This is a genomic window from Trabulsiella odontotermitis (assembly GCF_030053895.1).
Taxonomy (GTDB): domain Bacteria; phylum Pseudomonadota; class Gammaproteobacteria; order Enterobacterales; family Enterobacteriaceae; genus Trabulsiella; species Trabulsiella odontotermitis_C.
The window spans coordinates 1,288,965-1,306,360 of sequence record NZ_CP125781.1 but is presented as its reverse complement, the minus strand read 5'-3'; the positions used below and the strand labels follow the sequence as shown (position 1 = coordinate 1,306,360).

The following is a 17,396-nucleotide window of genomic DNA, read 5'->3' as shown; positions in this document are numbered from 1 at the left end:
AAGATGATAAAATAAGTGGCAAAAATGTTACATAATTGTTACTTTCAAGTATGCGACTATGATCACGAATTCTGTTAGCAGGATCACGAATCAGGATTTTACGCAGGTGGGGACGCTAGTTTTTTGACAGACAAAAACGCAAAAAGGCCATCCTTCCGGATGGCCTCTTCACCTAATTAATGCCTGGCAGTGTCCTACTCTCACATGGGGAAGCCCCACACTACCATCGGCGCTACGGCGTTTCACTTCTGAGTTCGGCATGGGGTCAGGTGGGACCACCGCGCTAAAGCCGCCAGGCAAATTCTGTTATCTGTATCAGGCTGAAAATCATCTCTCATCGCCAAAACATCTTCGGCGTTGTAAGGTTAAGCCTCACGGTTCATTAGTACCGGTTAGCTCAACGCATCGCTGCGCTTACACACCCGGCCTATCAACGTCGTCGTCTTCAACGTTCCTTCAGGAGACTTAATGTCTCAGGGAGAACTCATCTCGGGGCAAGTTTCGTGCTTAGATGCTTTCAGCACTTATCTCTTCCGCATTTAGCTACCGGGCAGTGCCATTGGCATGACAACCCGAACACCAGTGATGCGTCCACTCCGGTCCTCTCGTACTAGGAGCAGCCCCCCTCAATTCTCCAGCGCCCACGGCAGATAGGGACCGAACTGTCTCACGACGTTCTAAACCCAGCTCGCGTACCACTTTAAATGGCGAACAGCCATACCCTTGGGACCTACTTCAGCCCCAGGATGTGATGAGCCGACATCGAGGTGCCAAACACCGCCGTCGATATGAACTCTTGGGCGGTATCAGCCTGTTATCCCCGGAGTACCTTTTATCCGTTGAGCGATGGCCCTTCCATTCAGAACCACCGGATCACTATGACCTGCTTTCGCACCTGCTCGCGCCGTCACGCTCGCAGTCAAGCTGGCTTATGCCATTGCACTAACCTCCTGATGTCCGACCAGGATTAGCCAACCTTCGTGCTCCTCCGTTACTCTTTAGGAGGAGACCGCCCCAGTCAAACTACCCACCAGACACTGTCCGCAACCCGGATTACGGGTCCACGTTAGAACACCAGCCATTAAAGGGTGGTATTTCAAGGGCGGCTCCATGCAGACTGGCGTCCACACTTCAAAGCCTCCCACCTATCCTACACATCAAGGACCAGTGTTCAGTGTCAAGCTATAGTAAAGGTTCACGGGGTCTTTCCGTCTTGCCGCGGGTACACTGCATCTTCACAGCGAGTTCAATTTCACTGAGTCTCGGGTGGAGACAGCCTGGCCATCATTACGCCATTCGTGCAGGTCGGAACTTACCCGACAAGGAATTTCGCTACCTTAGGACCGTTATAGTTACGGCCGCCGTTTACCGGGGCTTCGATCAGGAGCTTCGCCTTGCGGCTGACCCCATCAATTAACCTTCCGGCACCGGGCAGGCGTCACACCGTATACGTCCACTTTCGTGTTTGCACAGTGCTGTGTTTTTAATAAACAGTTGCAGCCAGCTGGTATCTTCGACTGGTCTCAGCTCCATCCGCAAGGGACTTCACCTACGCACCAGCGTGCCTTCTCCCGAAGTTACGGCACCATTTTGCCTAGTTCCTTCACCCGAGTTCTCTCAAGCGCCTTGGTATTCTCTACCTGACCACCTGTGTCGGTTTGGGGTACGATTTCGTGTTACCTGGAGCTTAGAGGCTTTTCCTGGAAGCAGGGCATCTGTCACTTCAGCACCGTAGTGCCTCGTCATCACGCCTCAGTGTTAAAGCACTCCGGATTTGCCTGGAGCACACACCTGCACGCTTAAACCGGGACAACCGTCGCCCGGATGACACAGCCTTCTCCGTCCCCCCTTCGCAGTAACACCAAGTACAGGAATATTAACCTGTTTCCCATCGACTACGCCTTTCGGCCTCGCCTTAGGGGTCGACTCACCCTGCCCCGATTAACGTTGGACAGGAACCCTTGGTCTTCCGGCGAGCGGGCTTTTCACCCGCTTTATCGTTACTTATGTCAGCATTCGCACTTCTGATACCTCCAGCAGCCCTCACAGACCACCTTCAACGGCTTACAGAACGCTCCCCTACCCAACAACACTTAGTGTCGCTGCCGCAGCTTCGGTGCATGGTTTAGCCCCGTTACATCTTCCGCGCAGGCCGACTCGACCAGTGAGCTATTACGCTTTCTTTAAATGATGGCTGCTTCTAAGCCAACATCCTGGCTGTCTGGGCCTTCCCACATCGTTTCCCACTTAACCATGACTTTGGGACCTTAGCTGGCGGTCTGGGTTGTTTCCCTCTTCACGACGGACGTTAGCACCCGCCGTGTGTCTCCCGTGATAACATTCTCCGGTATTCGCAGTTTGCATCGGGTTGGTAAGTCGGGATGACCCCCTGGCCGAAACAGTGCTCTACCCCCGGAGATGAATTCACGAGGCGCTACCTAAATAGCTTTCGGGGAGAACCAGCTATCTCCCGGTTTGATTGGCCTTTCACCCCCAGCCACAGGTCATCCGCTAATTTTTCAACATTAGTCGGTTCGGTCCTCCAGTTAGTGTTACCCAACCTTCAACCTGCCCATGGCTAGATCACCGGGTTTCGGGTCTATACCCTGCAACTTAACGCCCAATTAAGACTCGGTTTCCCTTCGGCTCCCCTATTCGGTTAACCTTGCTACAGAATATAAGTCGCTGACCCATTATACAAAAGGTACGCAGTCACACCCCAAAGGGTGCTCCCACTGCTTGTACGTACACGGTTTCAGGTTCTGTTTCACTCCCCTCGCCGGGGTTCTTTTCGCCTTTCCCTCACGGTACTGGTTCACTATCGGTCAGTCAGGAGTATTTAGCCTTGGAGGATGGTCCCCCCATATTCAGACAGGATACCACGTGTCCCGCCCTACTCATCGAGTTCACAGCCTGTGTGTTTTTGTGTACGGGGCTTTCACCCTGTATCGCCGGCCTTTCCAGACCGTTCCACTAACACACAAACTGATTCAGACTCTGGGCTCCTCCCCGTTCGCTCGCCGCTACTGGGGGAATCTCGGTTGATTTCTTTTCCTCGGGGTACTTAGATGTTTCAGTTCCCCCGGTTCGCCTCGTAACACTATGTATTCATGTTACGATGATGCACCGAAGTGCACCGGGTTTCCCCATTCGGACATCGCCGGTTATAACGGTTCATATCACCTTACCGGCGCTTTTCGCAGATTAGCACGTCCTTCATCGCCTCTGACTGCCAGGGCATCCACCGTGTACGCTTAGTCGCTTAACCTCACAACCCGAAGATGTCTTGTTCTGTCCGGCTTGTTGCGCGTCGTGAATACTGCGTTGTTCCGTACTCGCGATGCTCATGGACATTAAGTCCACTGCGCTCGCTACGTGCGGTACGCCTTGTCTTCACTTCGCTCACATCACCTCTGACAGTGTTGTCTTCTGATTGCGAAAATTTGAGAGACTCACGAATAATCTTTCGACTATTCAGTGTTTCAATTTTCAGCTTGATCCAGATTTTTAAAGAGCAAATATCTCAAACATGACTCACTGAGTCAGTTTTGAGATATCAGTGGGCAACGCCTTTCACACATTACCGCGCAAGTGGCGTCCCCTAGGGGATTCGAACCCCTGTTACCGCCGTGAAAGGGCGGTGTCCTGGGCCTCTAGACGAAGGGGACACAAAGTCTGCTTCGCAAGACGCCTTGCTATTCACTTTTCATCAGACAATCTGTGTGAGCACTTCAGAGGCAGGTTCTTTCAGGTAAGGAGGTGATCCAACCGCAGGTTCCCCTACGGTTACCTTGTTACGACTTCACCCCAGTCATGAATCACAAAGTGGTAAGCGCCCTCCCGAAGGTTAAGCTACCTACTTCTTTTGCAACCCACTCCCATGGTGTGACGGGCGGTGTGTACAAGGCCCGGGAACGTATTCACCGTGGCATTCTGATCCACGATTACTAGCGATTCCGACTTCGTGGAGTCGAGTTGCAGACTCCAGTCCGGACTACGACATACTTTATGAGGTCCGCTTGCTCTCGCGAGGTCGCTTCTCTTTGTATATGCCATTGTAGCACGTGTGTAGCCCTGGTCGTAAGGGCCATGATGACTTGACGTCATCCCCACCTTCCTCCAGTTTATCACTGGCAGTCTCCTTTGAGTTCCCGACCTAATCGCTGGCAACAAAGGATAAGGGTTGCGCTCGTTGCGGGACTTAACCCAACATTTCACAACACGAGCTGACGACAGCCATGCAGCACCTGTCTCACGGTTCCCGAAGGCACATTCTCATCTCTGAAAACTTCCGTGGATGTCAAGACCAGGTAAGGTTCTTCGCGTTGCATCGAATTAAACCACATGCTCCACCGCTTGTGCGGGCCCCCGTCAATTCATTTGAGTTTTAACCTTGCGGCCGTACTCCCCAGGCGGTCGACTTAACGCGTTAGCTCCGGAAGCCACGCCTCAAGGGCACAACCTCCAAGTCGACATCGTTTACGGCGTGGACTACCAGGGTATCTAATCCTGTTTGCTCCCCACGCTTTCGCACCTGAGCGTCAGTCTTTGTCCAGGGGGCCGCCTTCGCCACCGGTATTCCTCCAGATCTCTACGCATTTCACCGCTACACCTGGAATTCTACCCCCCTCTACAAGACTCAAGCCTGCCAGTTCGGATGCAGTTCCCAGGTTGAGCCCGGGGATTTCACATCCGACTTGACAGACCGCCTGCGTGCGCTTTACGCCCAGTAATTCCGATTAACGCTTGCACCCTCCGTATTACCGCGGCTGCTGGCACGGAGTTAGCCGGTGCTTCTTCTGCGGGTAACGTCAATTGCTACGGTTATTAACCACAGCACCTTCCTCCCCGCTGAAAGTACTTTACAACCCGAAGGCCTTCTTCATACACGCGGCATGGCTGCATCAGGCTTGCGCCCATTGTGCAATATTCCCCACTGCTGCCTCCCGTAGGAGTCTGGACCGTGTCTCAGTTCCAGTGTGGCTGGTCATCCTCTCAGACCAGCTAGGGATCGTCGCCTTGGTGAGCCGTTACCCCACCAACAAGCTAATCCCATCTGGGCACATCTGATGGCATGAGGCCCGAAGGTCCCCCACTTTGGTCCGAAGACGTTATGCGGTATTAGCTACCGTTTCCAGTAGTTATCCCCCTCCATCAGGCAGTTTCCCAGACATTACTCACCCGTCCGCCGCTCGCCGGCGGGAAAGCAAGCTTTCCCCCGCTGCCGCTCGACTTGCATGTGTTAGGCCTGCCGCCAGCGTTCAATCTGAGCCATGATCAAACTCTTCAATTTAAGTTTGATGCTCTAAGAATTAAACTTCGTAATGAATTACGTGTTCACTCTTTGAGACTTGGTATTCATTTTTCGTCCGAGGACGTCAAGAATCCAGTCACTCCGAGTGCCCACACAGATTGTCTGATAAATTGTTAAAGAGCAGTTGCCGCTTCGCTTTTTGTCAGCGGCGCGGGGTGTGCATAATACGCTTTCCCGCTATGAAGTCAACATCTTATTTCGGTTAACTTCACCTGACAGGCCGGTGTGTTTGCCGTTGTGCCGTGTCAGTGGAGGCGCATTATAGGGAGTAATTCTGAGGTGACAAGAGGAAATTTAAAAAAACATTTTGTTCGCTCAATTTCCAGGCAATTACGCCATCAGAAGCCGTAATTTGTCTGCTTTTAGAACAAAAACGGGCCTTGCGGCCCGTTTTAGCTTTATTGCACGGCAACGATATGGTCGTCTTTCACTTCCAGGCGTACCGTTTTGCCCGGCACCAGTTCACCGGAAAGGATCTGCTGCGCCAGCGGGTTTTCGATCTGCTGCTGGATTGCACGTTTCAACGGACGCGCGCCATACACCGGATCGTATCCATTTTCACTGAGCAGTTTCAGCGCCTCGTCAGAGATCTGGACATCATAACCACGCTCTTCCAGACGTTTATACAGACGCTGCAGCTGGATCTGCGCAATAGACGCGATGTGTTTTTCACCCAGCGGATGGAACACAACGACTTCATCAATACGGTTGATGAATTCCGGACGGAAGCTGTGGCTGACCACACCCAACACCAGCTCTTTCATATGGCTGTAATCCAGCTCGCCAAAGCGTTCCTGAATCAGATCGGAACCAAGGTTAGAGGTCATAATGACGACCGTGTTACGGAAGTCGACCGTTCTGCCCTGTCCGTCCGTCAGACGTCCATCGTCCAGCACCTGCAACAGAATGTTGAAAACATCCGGGTGCGCTTTTTCCACCTCATCTAACAAGATGACGGAGTAAGGACGACGGCGCACCGCTTCAGTGAGATAACCGCCCTCTTCATAGCCGACGTAGCCCGGAGGCGCACCGACCAGACGAGACACGGAGTGTTTCTCCATAAACTCGGACATGTCGATACGTACCATCGCATCGTCGCTGTCGAACATAAAGTTAGCCAGCGATTTACACAATTCCGTTTTACCGACCCCGGTCGGCCCGAGGAACAGGAACGAACCAATCGGGCGATTCGGATCGGACAACCCGGCGCGGCTACGGCGAATCGCGTTCGACACGGCTTCAACCGCTTCATCCTGTCCGATAACGCGTTGATGCAGATCCTGCTCCATACGCAGCAGCTTATCGCGCTCACTTTCCATCATCCGGGAGACCGGGATCCCGGTCCAGCGCGCCAGCACCTCGGCGATTTCCGCATCGGTGACTTTATTACGCAGCAGACGCATGGTTTTGCCTTCGGACTGCGTGGCCGCTTCCAGCTGTTTTTCCAGCTCCGGAATTTTGCCGTACTGCAACTCAGACATGCGGGCCAGGTCGCCCACACGACGCGCCTGTTCAATGGCGATTTTCGCCTGCTCCAGCTCGGCTTTGATGGTCTGCGTGCCGGACAGCGAGGCTTTCTCCGCTTTCCACTCTTCTTCCAGCTCAGAATACTGACGCTCTTTGTCGTCCAGCTCTTCATTGAGCATATCCAGACGCTTACGGCTGGCTTCGTCAGATTCTTTCTTCAGCGCCTGCTGTTCCAGTTTCAACTGAATGATACGTCTGTCGAGCCTGTCCAGCTCTTCCGGTTTGGAGTCAATCTGGATACGAATGCTGGAGGCTGCTTCATCGATCAGGTCGATGGCTTTATCCGGCAACTGACGGTCAGAAATATAACGATGCGAGAGCGTCGCGGCGGCTACAATCGCCGGGTCGGTGATCTGCACGTGGTGGTGCAGTTCATAACGCTCTTTCAGACCACGCAGGATCGCGATGGTGTCTTCCACCGTCGGTTCCGCGACAAACACTTTCTGGAAACGACGTTCCAGCGCCGCATCTTTTTCGATGTACTGACGGTATTCATCCAGCGTGGTTGCCCCAACGCAATGCAGCTCACCACGCGCCAGCGCAGGTTTCAGCATGTTCCCGGCATCCATCGCACCGTCAGCTTTACCGGCACCCACCATGGTGTGCAGCTCATCGATGAACAGGATGACATTGCCTTCCTGTTTGGCGAGATCGTTCAGAACGCCTTTCAGACGCTCCTCGAACTCACCGCGGTATTTCGCCCCGGCCACCAGCGCGCCCATATCCAGCGCCAGCACCCGACGGCCTTTCAGCCCTTCCGGCACTTCGCCGTTGACAATTCGCTGCGCCAGCCCTTCGACAATGGCGGTTTTACCGACGCCTGGCTCCCCGATCAGCACCGGGTTATTTTTGGTACGGCGTTGCAGTACCTGGATAGTACGACGAATCTCTTCATCACGGCCGATCACCGGATCGAGTTTGCCCTGCTCGGCACGCTCGGTCAGATCGACGGTAAATTTTTTCAATGCCTGACGCTGGTCTTCGGCTCCCTGATCGTTCACGCTTTCACCTCCGCGCATTTGTTCAATCGCCTGATTCACATTGGCGGTTGTTGCTCCGGCAGTTTTCAGCAGATCGGTCAGCGTACCGCGCGATTCAAGCGCTGCCAGAACGAAGAGTTCTGACGAAATAAAGTTGTCCCCACGTTTTTGCGCCAGCTTGTCGCACAGGTTCAGCACACGAACCAGATCCTGCGATGGCTGCACGTCGCCGCCGGTACCTTCCACCTGCGGTAAACGGCTCAGCGCCTGCTCAATGGCGGTGCGCAACTGGCCAGCGTTGACGCCAGCTGTGGTCAATAATGGACGAATCGATCCCCCTTCCTGATTCAGTAAGGCGCTCATTAAATGAAGAGGTTCGATAAATTGGTTGTCGTGCCCCAGTGCAAGGGACTGGGCATCGGCGAGAGCAAGCTGGAATTTGTTGGTAAGACGATCCAGACGCATAACTCCTCCCATAACAGGTCAAATTTGCTACTGGAGATTAAATGAGGTCATCCCTCAATTATTCAAGGTTAAAGACCTGAACTATGCGAAAAATAAATCAGCATTCTGGATCGTCTTGATTCTATAGGTTATATCAGCCAAATGAAACTTGCCATACGGCCAGTGATCTTGTCGCGACGATAAGAGAAAAAATCATCCTTTTGGCTGAAGGTACAGCGGTCTCCACCGTAAACCTGTTCAACTCCGACATTCGCCAGACGCTGGCGCGCAAGCTGATAAATATCGGCATAATATTTTTCACCCGCCGGGCGGAAAGCCCGGTCAGCATTAGCGTCTTTCGCCATAAACGCGTCGCGTACCTCAGGCCCGACTTCAAAAGCGTCCGGGCCGATGGCAGGACCGAGCCAGGCCATAATATTCTCCGGCAGGTCGGCAAAACAGGCTACCGTCTCTTCCAGCACGCCTGCACACAGACCACGCCATCCCGCATGCGCCGCCGCCACTTCGGTACCGGCGCGGTTGCAAAACAGTACCGGCAAACAGTCCGCAGTCATCACCGCGCACACCTGCCCCGGAATATGACTGTAAGCGGCGTCCGCCCGTTTCGAATCATAAGTTCCGCCAGTTAATGTCAGTACCTCTTTACCATGGACCTGCTCAAGCCAGACAGGTTCAGACGGCAGACCGCCCGCCGCAAACATCCGCGCACGGTTTTCTTCGACATGCGCAAGATCATCGCCACAGTGGGCGCCCAGATTCAGTGAATCATACGGCGGCAGGCTGACGCCGCCGACACGTGTAGAGCTACAGGCCACAACGCCTTGCGGAGCGGGCCACTGTGGAACGATTATCTTCGTCATAACCAGTCAACTTCATCTTTGTGGGCTTCGAAATCAGCGCGCATCGCGTCGATGAGATCCACCATGTCCTGTGGGATTGGCGCATGCCACTCCATTTCGATGCCGGTGATCGGATGATAGAGACGCAACATGGTTGCGTGTAGCGCCTGTCGGTCGAATTTACGCAGTGCGGAAATAAACTCGTCGGAAGAATGCTTCGGCGGACGCGGGCGGCCACCGTACAACTGATCACCCACCAGCGGATGAGTAATGTGCGCCATATGCACGCGGATTTGGTGTGTACGCCCGGTTTCCAGACGCAAACGCAAACGCGTGTGCACACGGAAGTGTTCCATAATGCGATAGTGCGTTACCGCCGGTTTGCCCATCGGGTGAACCGACATATGGGTGCGTTTGGTGGGATGGCGGCTAATCGGTTCCTCAACCGTACCACCCGAGGTCATATGACCAATCGCAACCGCTTCGTACTCACGGGTGATCTCACGCAGCTGCAGCGACTCGACCAGCCGGGTCTGCGCCGGAATGGTTTTCGCCACCACCATCAGACCCGTCGTGTCTTTGTCGAGACGATGGACAATGCCTGCGCGCGGAACATCGGCAATGGGCGGATAATAATGCAACAGGGCGTTCAGTACGGTGCCATCGGGGTTGCCCGCGCCAGGATGTACGACTAAATCACGCGGCTTGTTGATGACGATGATATCATCGTCTTCATAGACGATAGTGAGGGGGATATCCTGAGGCTCAAAACGCACTTCTTCTTCGATTTCAACATCGACAGCGATGCTTTCGCCGCCCAGGACTTTCTCTTTTGGCTTGTCGACGATGTTGCCGTTGACCAGCACGCGCTGGTCGAGGATCCATTCTTTTATGCGCGAACGCGAATAATCCGGGAACAATTCGGCCAAAGCTTGATCTAATCGTTGACCGAGTTGATTTTCGGACACCGTTGCGGTGAGTTGTACTCGTTGTGCCATATACAGCTTCTTCGTTTAACGTTGGGTTTTACGGCTTCGCCGTTTAATATAGTGTGCTATTGTAGCTGGTCTTAATCGGGAGCAGGAACAGAGAATCTCCCGTATACACATTTTGAGGAATGTCAAAACGTCATGACGCGCATGAAATATCTGGTGGCAGCAGCCACCTTGAGCCTGGCTTTGGTGGGTTGCTCTGGTTCAAAGGAAGAGGTGCCCGATAACCCGCCGAATGAAATCTATGCTACCGCTCAGCAAAAGCTGCAGGACGGTAACTGGAAACAGGCAATAACGCAACTGGAAGCGTTGGACAACCGTTATCCGTTTGGTCCTTACTCTCAGCAGGTGCAGCTGGATCTGATCTACGCATATTATAAAAATGCCGATCTGCCGCTGGCTCAGGCGGCGATCGACCGTTTTATGCGCCTGAACCCGACGCATCCGAATATCGATTATGTCATCTACATGCGTGGCCTGACCAATATGGCACTGGATGACAGCGCATTGCAGGGCTTCTTTGGCGTTGATCGCTCTGATCGTGATCCGCAACATGCCCGTGATGCCTTCAGTGACTTTTCCAAACTGGTTCGTGGCTACCCAAACAGCCAGTATGCCTCAGATGCCTACAAACGAATGGTATTCCTGAAAGATCGTCTGGCGAAGTATGAGTTGTCTGTCGTGGATTACTACACCGATCGTGGCGCATGGGTGGCTGTTGTCAACCGCGTAGAAGGCATGCTGCGCAATTACCCGGATGCCCAGGCGACGCGTGACGCACTGCCGAAGATGGAAAACGCCTATCGCGAGCTGCAGATGAATGCGCAGGCGGATAAGGTCGCGAAAATTATTGCCGCCAACAGTAGCAATACCTGATCCCATTTCTGATACGTAAAACGGCAGCCCAATGGCTGCCGTTTTTTTGTTCGTTTTTCGTCGACCAGTAAGGAAAACCTCACCGACGCAACTCATCAACTATGGCTCCCTTTCTTCCCCTCTTCAAGGAGAAAATCACCTGTTCCTGTCCTGCCTCACAAAAAGATTTCGTTGACAAAAAGTGACAAAATAACGTGATTTACATCACACATTTTGACATCAGGAACGGTATGCTGAAATCACTTAGACGGGAAAGACAAGAGGTAAATTTATGACAATGAACATTACCAGCAAACAAATGGAAATTACTCCGGCTATCCGCCAACATGTCGCCGACCGTCTCGCCAAACTGGATAAGTGGCAAACTCACCTGATTAACCCGCATATCATTCTTTCGAAAGAGCCTCAGGGCTTTATTGCTGATGCGACGATTAACACGCCAAACGGGCACCTAGTTGCCAGCGCTAAGCACGAAGATATGTATACCGCGATTAACGATTTGATCAACAAGCTGGAACGGCAGCTCAATAAAGTGCAACACAAAGGAGAAGCGCGTCGCGCCAATGCATCGGTGAAAGACGTTAACTTCGTTGAACAAGAGTGAAACCTTCACAATTGAGTGTATCGCCAACGCGCCTCCGGGCGCGTTTTTTGTTGACAGCATGAAAACAGTCCGGGTACTGTTACCTGAGCAGACATAAGGAATTTTCCATGCAGCGTACACCGTTTTTCTTCGCATTCTTTTTTACCTTCCCCCTGACCGGGAGGCGTTTCGTCGTATAAGAAAGAATGCGAAGACGAACAATAAGGCCTCCCAAACCGGGAGGCCTTTTTTATTGCTAACGACTAAGGCGACTCTATGACATCGGAAAACCCGTTACTGGCTTTGCGCGACAAAATCAGCGCGCTGGATGAAAAGTTACTGGCTTTGCTGGCCGAACGCCGTGGGCTGGCCGTGGAGGTCGGTAAAGCGAAACTCGCGTCGCATCGTCCTGTGCGTGATATTGATCGCGAGCGCGATTTGCTGGAGCGGCTGATTGCGCTGGGGAAAGACCATCATCTGGACGCGCATTACATTACCCGCCTTTTCCAGCTCATCATTGAAGACTCCGTCCTGACTCAGCAAGCCCTGCTCCAGCAGCATCTCAACAAAATTAACCCGCATTCGGCGCGTATTGCATTTCTGGGGCCTAAAGGCTCTTATTCTCACCTGGCAGCACGCCAGTACGCGGCCCGTCATTTCGAGCAATTTATTGAAAGCGGTTGCTCAAAGTTTGCCGACATCTTTAATCAGGTCGAAACCGGTCAGGCCGATTACGCAGTGGTGCCGATTGAAAACACCAGCTCCGGGGCGATCAACGACGTCTACGACCTGTTACAGCACACCAGCCTGTCGATTGTTGGCGAGTTGACGATCCCTATCGATCACTGCGTGCTGGTGTCCGGTTCGACCGATCTTGAAAGCATTGAGACGGTATACAGCCATCCACAACCGTTCCAGCAGTGCAGCCAGTTCCTGAACCGTTATCCGCACTGGAAAATTGAATATACTGAAAGCTCGTCCGCCGCCATGGAAAAAGTGGCGCAGGCGAACTCGCCGCACGTCGCCGCGCTCGGTAGCGAAGCCGGTGGCGCACTGTATGGCCTGCAGGTGTTAGAGCGTAACCTGGCCAACCAGACGCAGAATATCACCCGCTTTGTGGTGCTGGCGCGAAAAGCGATCGACGTCTCCCGCCAGGTGCCGGCGAAATCCACTCTGCTTATCGCCACCGGTCAGCAGGCGGGTGCGCTGGTAGAAGCGCTGCTGGTACTGCGTAACCACAACCTGATCATGACCAAACTGGAATCGCGCCCGATCTACGGCAATCCGTGGGAAGAGATGTTCTACCTTGATATCCAGGCCAATCTTGAGTCAGAAGCGATGCAAAAAGCGCTGAAAGAATTGGGTAAAATTACCCGTTCGATGAAAGTGCTTGGCTGCTACCCCAGCGAAAACGTGGTGCCGGTCTCGCCTGAGTAAACCGGGACAAAAAAAGCCAGCGGGTTTCCCCACTGGCTTTTTTGTTTTTTCGCAAGTTTACTGACGACTGTCGTTCGCCTGACGCAACAACCCCCGGCTTTCATTCTGAAAGCGTATTGCGTAATCGCCGAACCAGTGCTCCACTTTGCGGAAGCTGTCGATAAACGCCTGCTTGTCACCTTGTTCCAGTAACCCAATGGCTTCGCCAAATCGTTGATAATAGCGTTTGATTAACCGCAGATTGCTCTGCGACGACATAATAATATCGGCGTAAAGCTGCGGATCCTGCGCAAACAGGCGTCCGACCATTGCCAGCTCAAGGCGATAGATGGGTGAAGAGAGCGCCAGTAACTGTTCAAGCTGCACGTTCTCTTCCGCCAGATGCAGGCCGTAAGCGAAGGTGGCAAAGTGGCGCAGCGCCTGGATAAAGGCCATATTCTGGTCGTGCTCGACGGCGCTGATGCGGTGCAGCCTCGCCCCCCACACCTGAATCTGCTCCAGGAACCACTGGTACGCTTCCGGCTGGCGGCCATCGCAGTAGACCACTACTTGCTTCGCCAGGCTGCCGCTGTCTGGCCCAAACATCGGGTGCAGTCCGAGAACAGGCCCGTTATGGGCGGTGAGCATCGCCTGTAACGGCCCCGCTTTCACCGACGCCAGATCGACAAGAATGCAGTCCGCAGGCAGCACCGGTAGTTTCGCAATGATTTGCTCCGTTACGTGGATGGGTACACTGACGATCACCATCCCGGCGTCAGAAACGATCTCCTCTGCCTGCGCCCAGTCTTCTTTTTCCAGAATTCTGACCTGATAGCCGGACAGCGTCAGCATTTTCTCAAACAGACGCCCCATCTGCCCGCCGCCGCCAACAATCACTACCGGACGCAAACCCGGGCGCAATGTTTTGAAGCCCTTGTCGTTCTCACTGGAATAAGATTCCCGCATCACCCGACGCAGGACATCTTCGATAAGATCCGGGGGAACGCCGAGTGATTCCGCCTCTGCGCGGCGTGACGCCAGCATTGAGGCTTCACGTTCCGGCACATAAATCGGCAGGCCGTATTTGTTTTTTACCTCGCCGACTTCCGCCACCAGTTCAAGACGGCGCGCCAGCAGCCCCAGCAGCGCCTTATCGACTTCATCAATTTGATCGCGCAGCGCGGTCAGTTCAGCAACCATAACGTTCCTCTTACCCCAGACGCGCCTTCAACTGGCCACGCAGATCTTTATCGATTTCACGCAGCAGCGCGTCCGTTGTTTCCCAGCTAATGCAGGCATCGGTGACCGACACGCCGTATTTCATCTCACTGCGCGGCTGTTCGGACGACTGATTGCCCTCATGAATATTGCTTTCAATCATCAGACCAATGATAGAACGGTTTCCGTCTTTGATCTGCGCCACAACCGACTCGGCCACGGCGGGCTGACGACGGTAATCTTTATTCGAGTTACCGTGGCTGCAATCTACCATCAGCGCGGGTTTGAGTCCTGCCTGTTCCATCTCTTTTTCACACTGCGTGACATCTGACGGGCTGTAGTTCGGCGCTTTGCCACCGCGTAAAATCACATGCCCGTCCGGATTCCCCTGTGTTTGCAACAGGCAAACCTGCCCGGCCTGGTTGATGCCGACAAAGCGGTGCGGCATTGCGGCGGCGCGCATGGCGTTAATCGCCGTGGCGAGGCTACCGTCCGTGCCATTTTTAAAGCCGACCGGCATGGAAAGGCCGGAGGCCATCTCGCGGTGGGTCTGCGATTCAGTGGTGCGCGCACCAATCGCCGACCAGCTAAAGAGATCGCCCAGGTATTGCGGGCTGTTCGGATCGAGCGCTTCGGTCGCCAGCGGCAGCCCCATGTTCACCAGTTCGAGCAGCAGACGACGCGCAATTTTCAGACCAGATTCAACATCAAACGAGCCATCCATGTGCGGATCGTTAATCAGCCCCTTCCAGCCAACCGTGGTACGGGGTTTTTCAAAATAGACGCGCATCACCAGATAGAGGCTATCGCTGACCTCTGCGGCAAGTGCTTTAAATCGACGAGCATATTCAATCGCGGTTTCCGGATCGTGAATCGAGCAGGGTCCACACACCACCAGCAGGCGCGGATCGCGACCGGCGATGATGTCGGAAATGGTCTGGCGGGAATGCTCAACCTGAGCTTCCTGTTCAGCACTCAGCGGAAATTCGACTTTTAACTGTTCCGGGGTGATCAGTATCTGTTCGTCGGAGATATGTACGTTGTTCAGCGCGTCTTTTTGCATGATGGCGATCCTGTATAGCTCGTTTGCGATAGTGGTTTCCTCACCTGAGGATGACAACACGATATCACAGACAGTAAAGAATACAAGCCACAGCTCGTAAATATTATTTTACACTAGCTAATTTTAAGCCATTTTCTCGCCATACCACGTGTAATTATTACTTTACACTCTCAATTTGTTCTCATTCATCAGCGAAAACCAGTTCAAGCAGGATTGACCGGCAATACTGTCACCTGTCTCCCTATTCTGATTGAGATTCAACTTAAGGGCAGATAATCAATTTCAGGTCGTAATGACTACCTCAGTGAATGGTGATATTCTTAAAAATACATCTACTCATGTTTTATTTCAGGCTGTACGGCGGTTTTTGGTGAGCAACCCGCGTTGGAAAATCTCTTGCCAGCTCCTGGGGCTACTGGCGCTTATTTTTGCAGGTAAACCGCTCTTCGCAGCAACACCCCCTGCCGCCGATCGCTCAGTTCGCGCTATTGTCTCTGGCATTATCAGTTATACACGCTGGCCGGATCTCAGCGGAACGCCACGCTTGTGTGTTTTTTCTTCTTCCCGCTTTACGCAGACCTTAAGCGATGCAACTTCTGCGCCACTCCCCTACCAACCTGTTGTCGTGAAAAACGATCAGGAGGCCCTGACGGCCCGCTGCAACGCGCTTTATTTCGGCAGTGAATCACCTTCACAGCAAATGGCCTTAGCGGGAAAACTACACCCCCGCCCCGTGCTGACCATTGCCGAGCAAAACCCTGAATGTGCTGCGGGCAGCGCCTTTTGCCTGATATTTCATTCAGCGACGGTGAAATTTTCCGTAAACCTTGACGTACTTACCCGCAGCGGCGTCAGAGTAAATCCTGAGGTATTAATGCTGGCACGGACTAAGGAGCATGAATAAGGATATGACCCCTCTTCAACGCCCGACGTTTAAACGCACCTTGCGGCGAATCAGCGTGGTTAGCGTCGTGATTACGATGATGCTGGTCTGGCTGCTGTTAAGCATCGCGTCCGTCCTCACGCTGAAACAGTATGCACAAAAAAACCTCGAACTGACCGGCGCCACCATGAGCCACAGCCTTGAGGCGTCGCTGGTGTTCGGTGACAGCACTGCCGCCACGGAGACGCTCAAAACGCTCGGCAAACAGGGGCAATTCGCCGTGGCCGAAGTGATGGATCGCAACCTCCAGCGCTTTGCTTACTGGTCATACATTCCCGGCGAAAAGCAGGACGCACTGAACAGTCTGGTCAGCCGCTGGCTGTTTCCCGTGCCGGTATCGCAGCCAGTCTGGCATAACGAACAGATGGTCGGCGTTATTCACTTAGCCGCGCGCGCCAGCCTGATCAGCCATTTTATCTGGATGTCGCTGATGGTACTCACTGCCTGCATTCTGCTGGCGGCAGTGGTGGCGTTGCTGGTCACCCGCCACCTGCATTCTGATGTGGTGACGGCGCTGCAAAATATTACTGATGTCGTTCATGACGTGCGTACCAACCGTAATTTTTCCCGCCGCGTCCCTGAAGAGCCGATCGAAGAATTTCACCATTTTGCCCAGGACTTCAACAGCCTGCTTGATGAAATGGAGGAGTGGCAGCTGAAACTGCAGGCCAAAAATGCCCAGTTGCTGCGTACCGCACTGCATGACCCGCTCACCGGACTGGCGAACCGTGCCTCATTTCGCAGTTCTATCGCCGCGCTGATGAATGACAGCCACGCTAAAACCAGTTCTGCGCTGTTGTTTCTCGACGGCGATAACTTCAAATTTATTAATGATACCTGGGGACACGCCGCTGGTGATTGCGTACTGATGGAAGTGGCAAAACGATTGAGCGACTTCGGCGGCAAACGTCATATCGCCTACCGGCTTGGCGGTGATGAGTTCGCCATGATCCTGTATGGCGTTCACAGCGAAAATGAAGTGCAGCGCATTTGCACGGCGCTGTCACAGCATTTCGTTCGTCCGTTCGATCTCCACAACGGGCTTTACACCCCGTTCTCACTGAGCGTCGGCTATGCGCTGACGTGGGAGCATACGTCGGTTGAAAGCCTGCAGGAGCTGGCGGACCGAAATATGTATTTAATGAAAAATCAACGTGCTAAGACTTCATCATAAGTAATA

General features: G+C 53.4%; 11 protein-coding genes, 1 tRNA gene, 3 rRNA genes and 1 other annotated feature. Of the genes, 6 read left to right on the top strand and 9 right to left on the bottom strand.

Translation table 11 applies throughout. The annotated features are described in order from the left end of the window. Positions 1 to 181: 181 nt before the first annotated feature. From rrf to rluD, 7 genes are all read right to left on the bottom strand, one after another. Positions 182 to 297, bottom strand: a 5S ribosomal RNA gene (gene rrf, locus QMG90_RS06295). 64 nt (positions 298 to 361) lie between these two features. Then, positions 362 to 3,268: ribosomal RNA gene (locus QMG90_RS06290) — 23S ribosomal RNA — on the bottom strand. A 324-nt stretch (positions 3,269 to 3,592) separates the two neighbouring features. Continuing rightward, positions 3,593 to 3,668 (bottom strand) — tRNA-Glu (locus QMG90_RS06285). Positions 3,669 to 3,752: 84 nt separating this feature from the next. Further along, positions 3,753 to 5,293, bottom strand: a 16S ribosomal RNA gene (locus QMG90_RS06280). The 16S, 23S and 5S rRNA genes sit together here with 1 tRNA gene alongside, the layout of an rRNA operon. A gap of 419 nt (positions 5,294 to 5,712) precedes the next feature. Then, positions 5,713 to 8,286 (bottom strand): ATP-dependent chaperone ClpB, encoded by a 2,574-nt coding sequence (clpB, locus tag QMG90_RS06275; RefSeq protein ID WP_283283028.1) that lies wholly within the window; start codon positions 8,284 to 8,286, stop codon positions 5,713 to 5,715. 128 nt (positions 8,287 to 8,414) lie between these two features. Next, complete coding sequence (gene yfiH, locus QMG90_RS06270) at positions 8,415 to 9,146, bottom strand: purine nucleoside phosphorylase YfiH (protein ID WP_283283027.1); 732 nt, start codon at positions 9,144 to 9,146, stop codon at positions 8,415 to 8,417. Then, on the bottom strand, positions 9,143 to 10,123 hold the full coding sequence (gene rluD, locus QMG90_RS06265; RefSeq protein ID WP_283283026.1) for a 23S rRNA pseudouridine(1911/1915/1917) synthase RluD: 981 nt from the start codon (positions 10,121 to 10,123) through the stop codon (positions 9,143 to 9,145). Before rluD ends, yfiH begins: the two co-directional genes overlap by 4 nt. 132 nt (positions 10,124 to 10,255) lie before the next feature. On the opposite strand from rluD, the gene bamD reads away from it, so the two are divergent. The 4 genes from bamD to pheA all read left to right on the top strand — a co-directional run bounded on the left by bamD (position 10,256) and on the right by pheA (position 13,013). Continuing rightward, entirely contained in the window at positions 10,256 to 10,993 is a 738-nt protein-coding gene (bamD, locus tag QMG90_RS06260; protein WP_038157288.1) for an outer membrane protein assembly factor BamD, read from the top strand. 271 nt (positions 10,994 to 11,264) lie between these two features. Next, the gene (gene raiA / locus QMG90_RS06255) at positions 11,265 to 11,597 is read left to right on the top strand and encodes a ribosome-associated translation inhibitor RaiA (protein WP_038157291.1); all 333 of its coding nucleotides are present in this window, start codon (positions 11,265 to 11,267) and stop codon (positions 11,595 to 11,597) included. 106 nt (positions 11,598 to 11,703) lie between these two features. Then, positions 11,704 to 11,830, top strand: a sequence feature (Phe leader region). Continuing rightward, positions 11,705 to 11,776, top strand: coding sequence for a pheA operon leader peptide PheL (gene pheL / locus QMG90_RS06250; protein WP_211252867.1), 72 nt, complete (start codon positions 11,705 to 11,707; stop codon positions 11,774 to 11,776). Its footprint overlaps the feature before it by 72 nt. Before the next feature lie 22 nt (positions 11,831 to 11,852). Next, positions 11,853 to 13,013 carry a bifunctional chorismate mutase/prephenate dehydratase gene (pheA, locus tag QMG90_RS06245; RefSeq protein ID WP_283283025.1) on the top strand — a complete coding sequence of 387 codons (1,161 nt, stop codon included), beginning with the start codon at positions 11,853 to 11,855 and terminating at the stop codon, positions 13,011 to 13,013. 57 nt (positions 13,014 to 13,070) lie between these two features. On the opposite strand, the gene tyrA is transcribed toward pheA, so the two are convergent. Continuing rightward, positions 13,071 to 14,192: a bifunctional chorismate mutase/prephenate dehydrogenase gene (tyrA, locus tag QMG90_RS06240; RefSeq protein WP_283283024.1), complete on the bottom strand. Its 1,122-nt coding sequence runs from the start codon at positions 14,190 to 14,192 to the stop codon at positions 13,071 to 13,073. A 10-nt stretch (positions 14,193 to 14,202) separates the two neighbouring features. Continuing rightward, positions 14,203 to 15,273: a 3-deoxy-7-phosphoheptulonate synthase AroF gene (gene aroF / locus QMG90_RS06235; protein WP_283283023.1), complete on the bottom strand. Its 1,071-nt coding sequence runs from the start codon at positions 15,271 to 15,273 to the stop codon at positions 14,203 to 14,205. A gap of 292 nt (positions 15,274 to 15,565) precedes the next feature. On the opposite strand from aroF, the gene yfiR reads away from it, so the two are divergent. Both yfiR and dgcN read left to right on the top strand, forming a co-directional pair. Further along, the gene (gene yfiR / locus QMG90_RS06230) at positions 15,566 to 16,177 is read left to right on the top strand and encodes a regulatory sequestration protein YfiR (protein WP_283283022.1); all 612 of its coding nucleotides are present in this window, start codon (positions 15,566 to 15,568) and stop codon (positions 16,175 to 16,177) included. Continuing rightward, positions 16,170 to 17,390 carry a diguanylate cyclase DgcN/YfiN gene (dgcN, locus tag QMG90_RS06225; RefSeq protein WP_283283021.1) on the top strand — a complete coding sequence of 407 codons (1,221 nt, stop codon included), beginning with the start codon at positions 16,170 to 16,172 and terminating at the stop codon, positions 17,388 to 17,390. The genes yfiR and dgcN overlap by 8 nt, the downstream gene beginning before the upstream one ends. Positions 17,391 to 17,396 lie beyond the last annotated feature (6 nt).

What these genes read in the sequence shown, in the direction of transcription:
- dgcN (WP_283283021.1), top strand. Translation starts at nt 16,170, where the DNA reads ATGAATAAGGATATGACCCCTCTTCAACGCCCGACGTTTAAACGCACC.
- clpB (WP_283283028.1), bottom strand. Translation starts at nt 8,286, where the DNA reads ATGCGTCTGGATCGTCTTACCAACAAATTCCAGCTTGCTCTCGCCGAT.
- yfiR (WP_283283022.1), top strand. Translation starts at nt 15,566, where the DNA reads ATGACTACCTCAGTGAATGGTGATATTCTTAAAAATACATCTACTCAT.
- bamD (WP_038157288.1), top strand. Translation starts at nt 10,256, where the DNA reads ATGACGCGCATGAAATATCTGGTGGCAGCAGCCACCTTGAGCCTGGCT.
- rluD (WP_283283026.1), bottom strand. Translation starts at nt 10,123, where the DNA reads ATGGCACAACGAGTACAACTCACCGCAACGGTGTCCGAAAATCAACTC.
- yfiH (WP_283283027.1), bottom strand. Translation starts at nt 9,146, where the DNA reads ATGACGAAGATAATCGTTCCACAGTGGCCCGCTCCGCAAGGCGTTGTG.
- raiA (WP_038157291.1), top strand. Translation starts at nt 11,265, where the DNA reads ATGACAATGAACATTACCAGCAAACAAATGGAAATTACTCCGGCTATC.
- pheA (WP_283283025.1), top strand. Translation starts at nt 11,853, where the DNA reads ATGACATCGGAAAACCCGTTACTGGCTTTGCGCGACAAAATCAGCGCG.
- aroF (WP_283283023.1), bottom strand. Translation starts at nt 15,273, where the DNA reads ATGCAAAAAGACGCGCTGAACAACGTACATATCTCCGACGAACAGATA.
- tyrA (WP_283283024.1), bottom strand. Translation starts at nt 14,192, where the DNA reads ATGGTTGCTGAACTGACCGCGCTGCGCGATCAAATTGATGAAGTCGAT.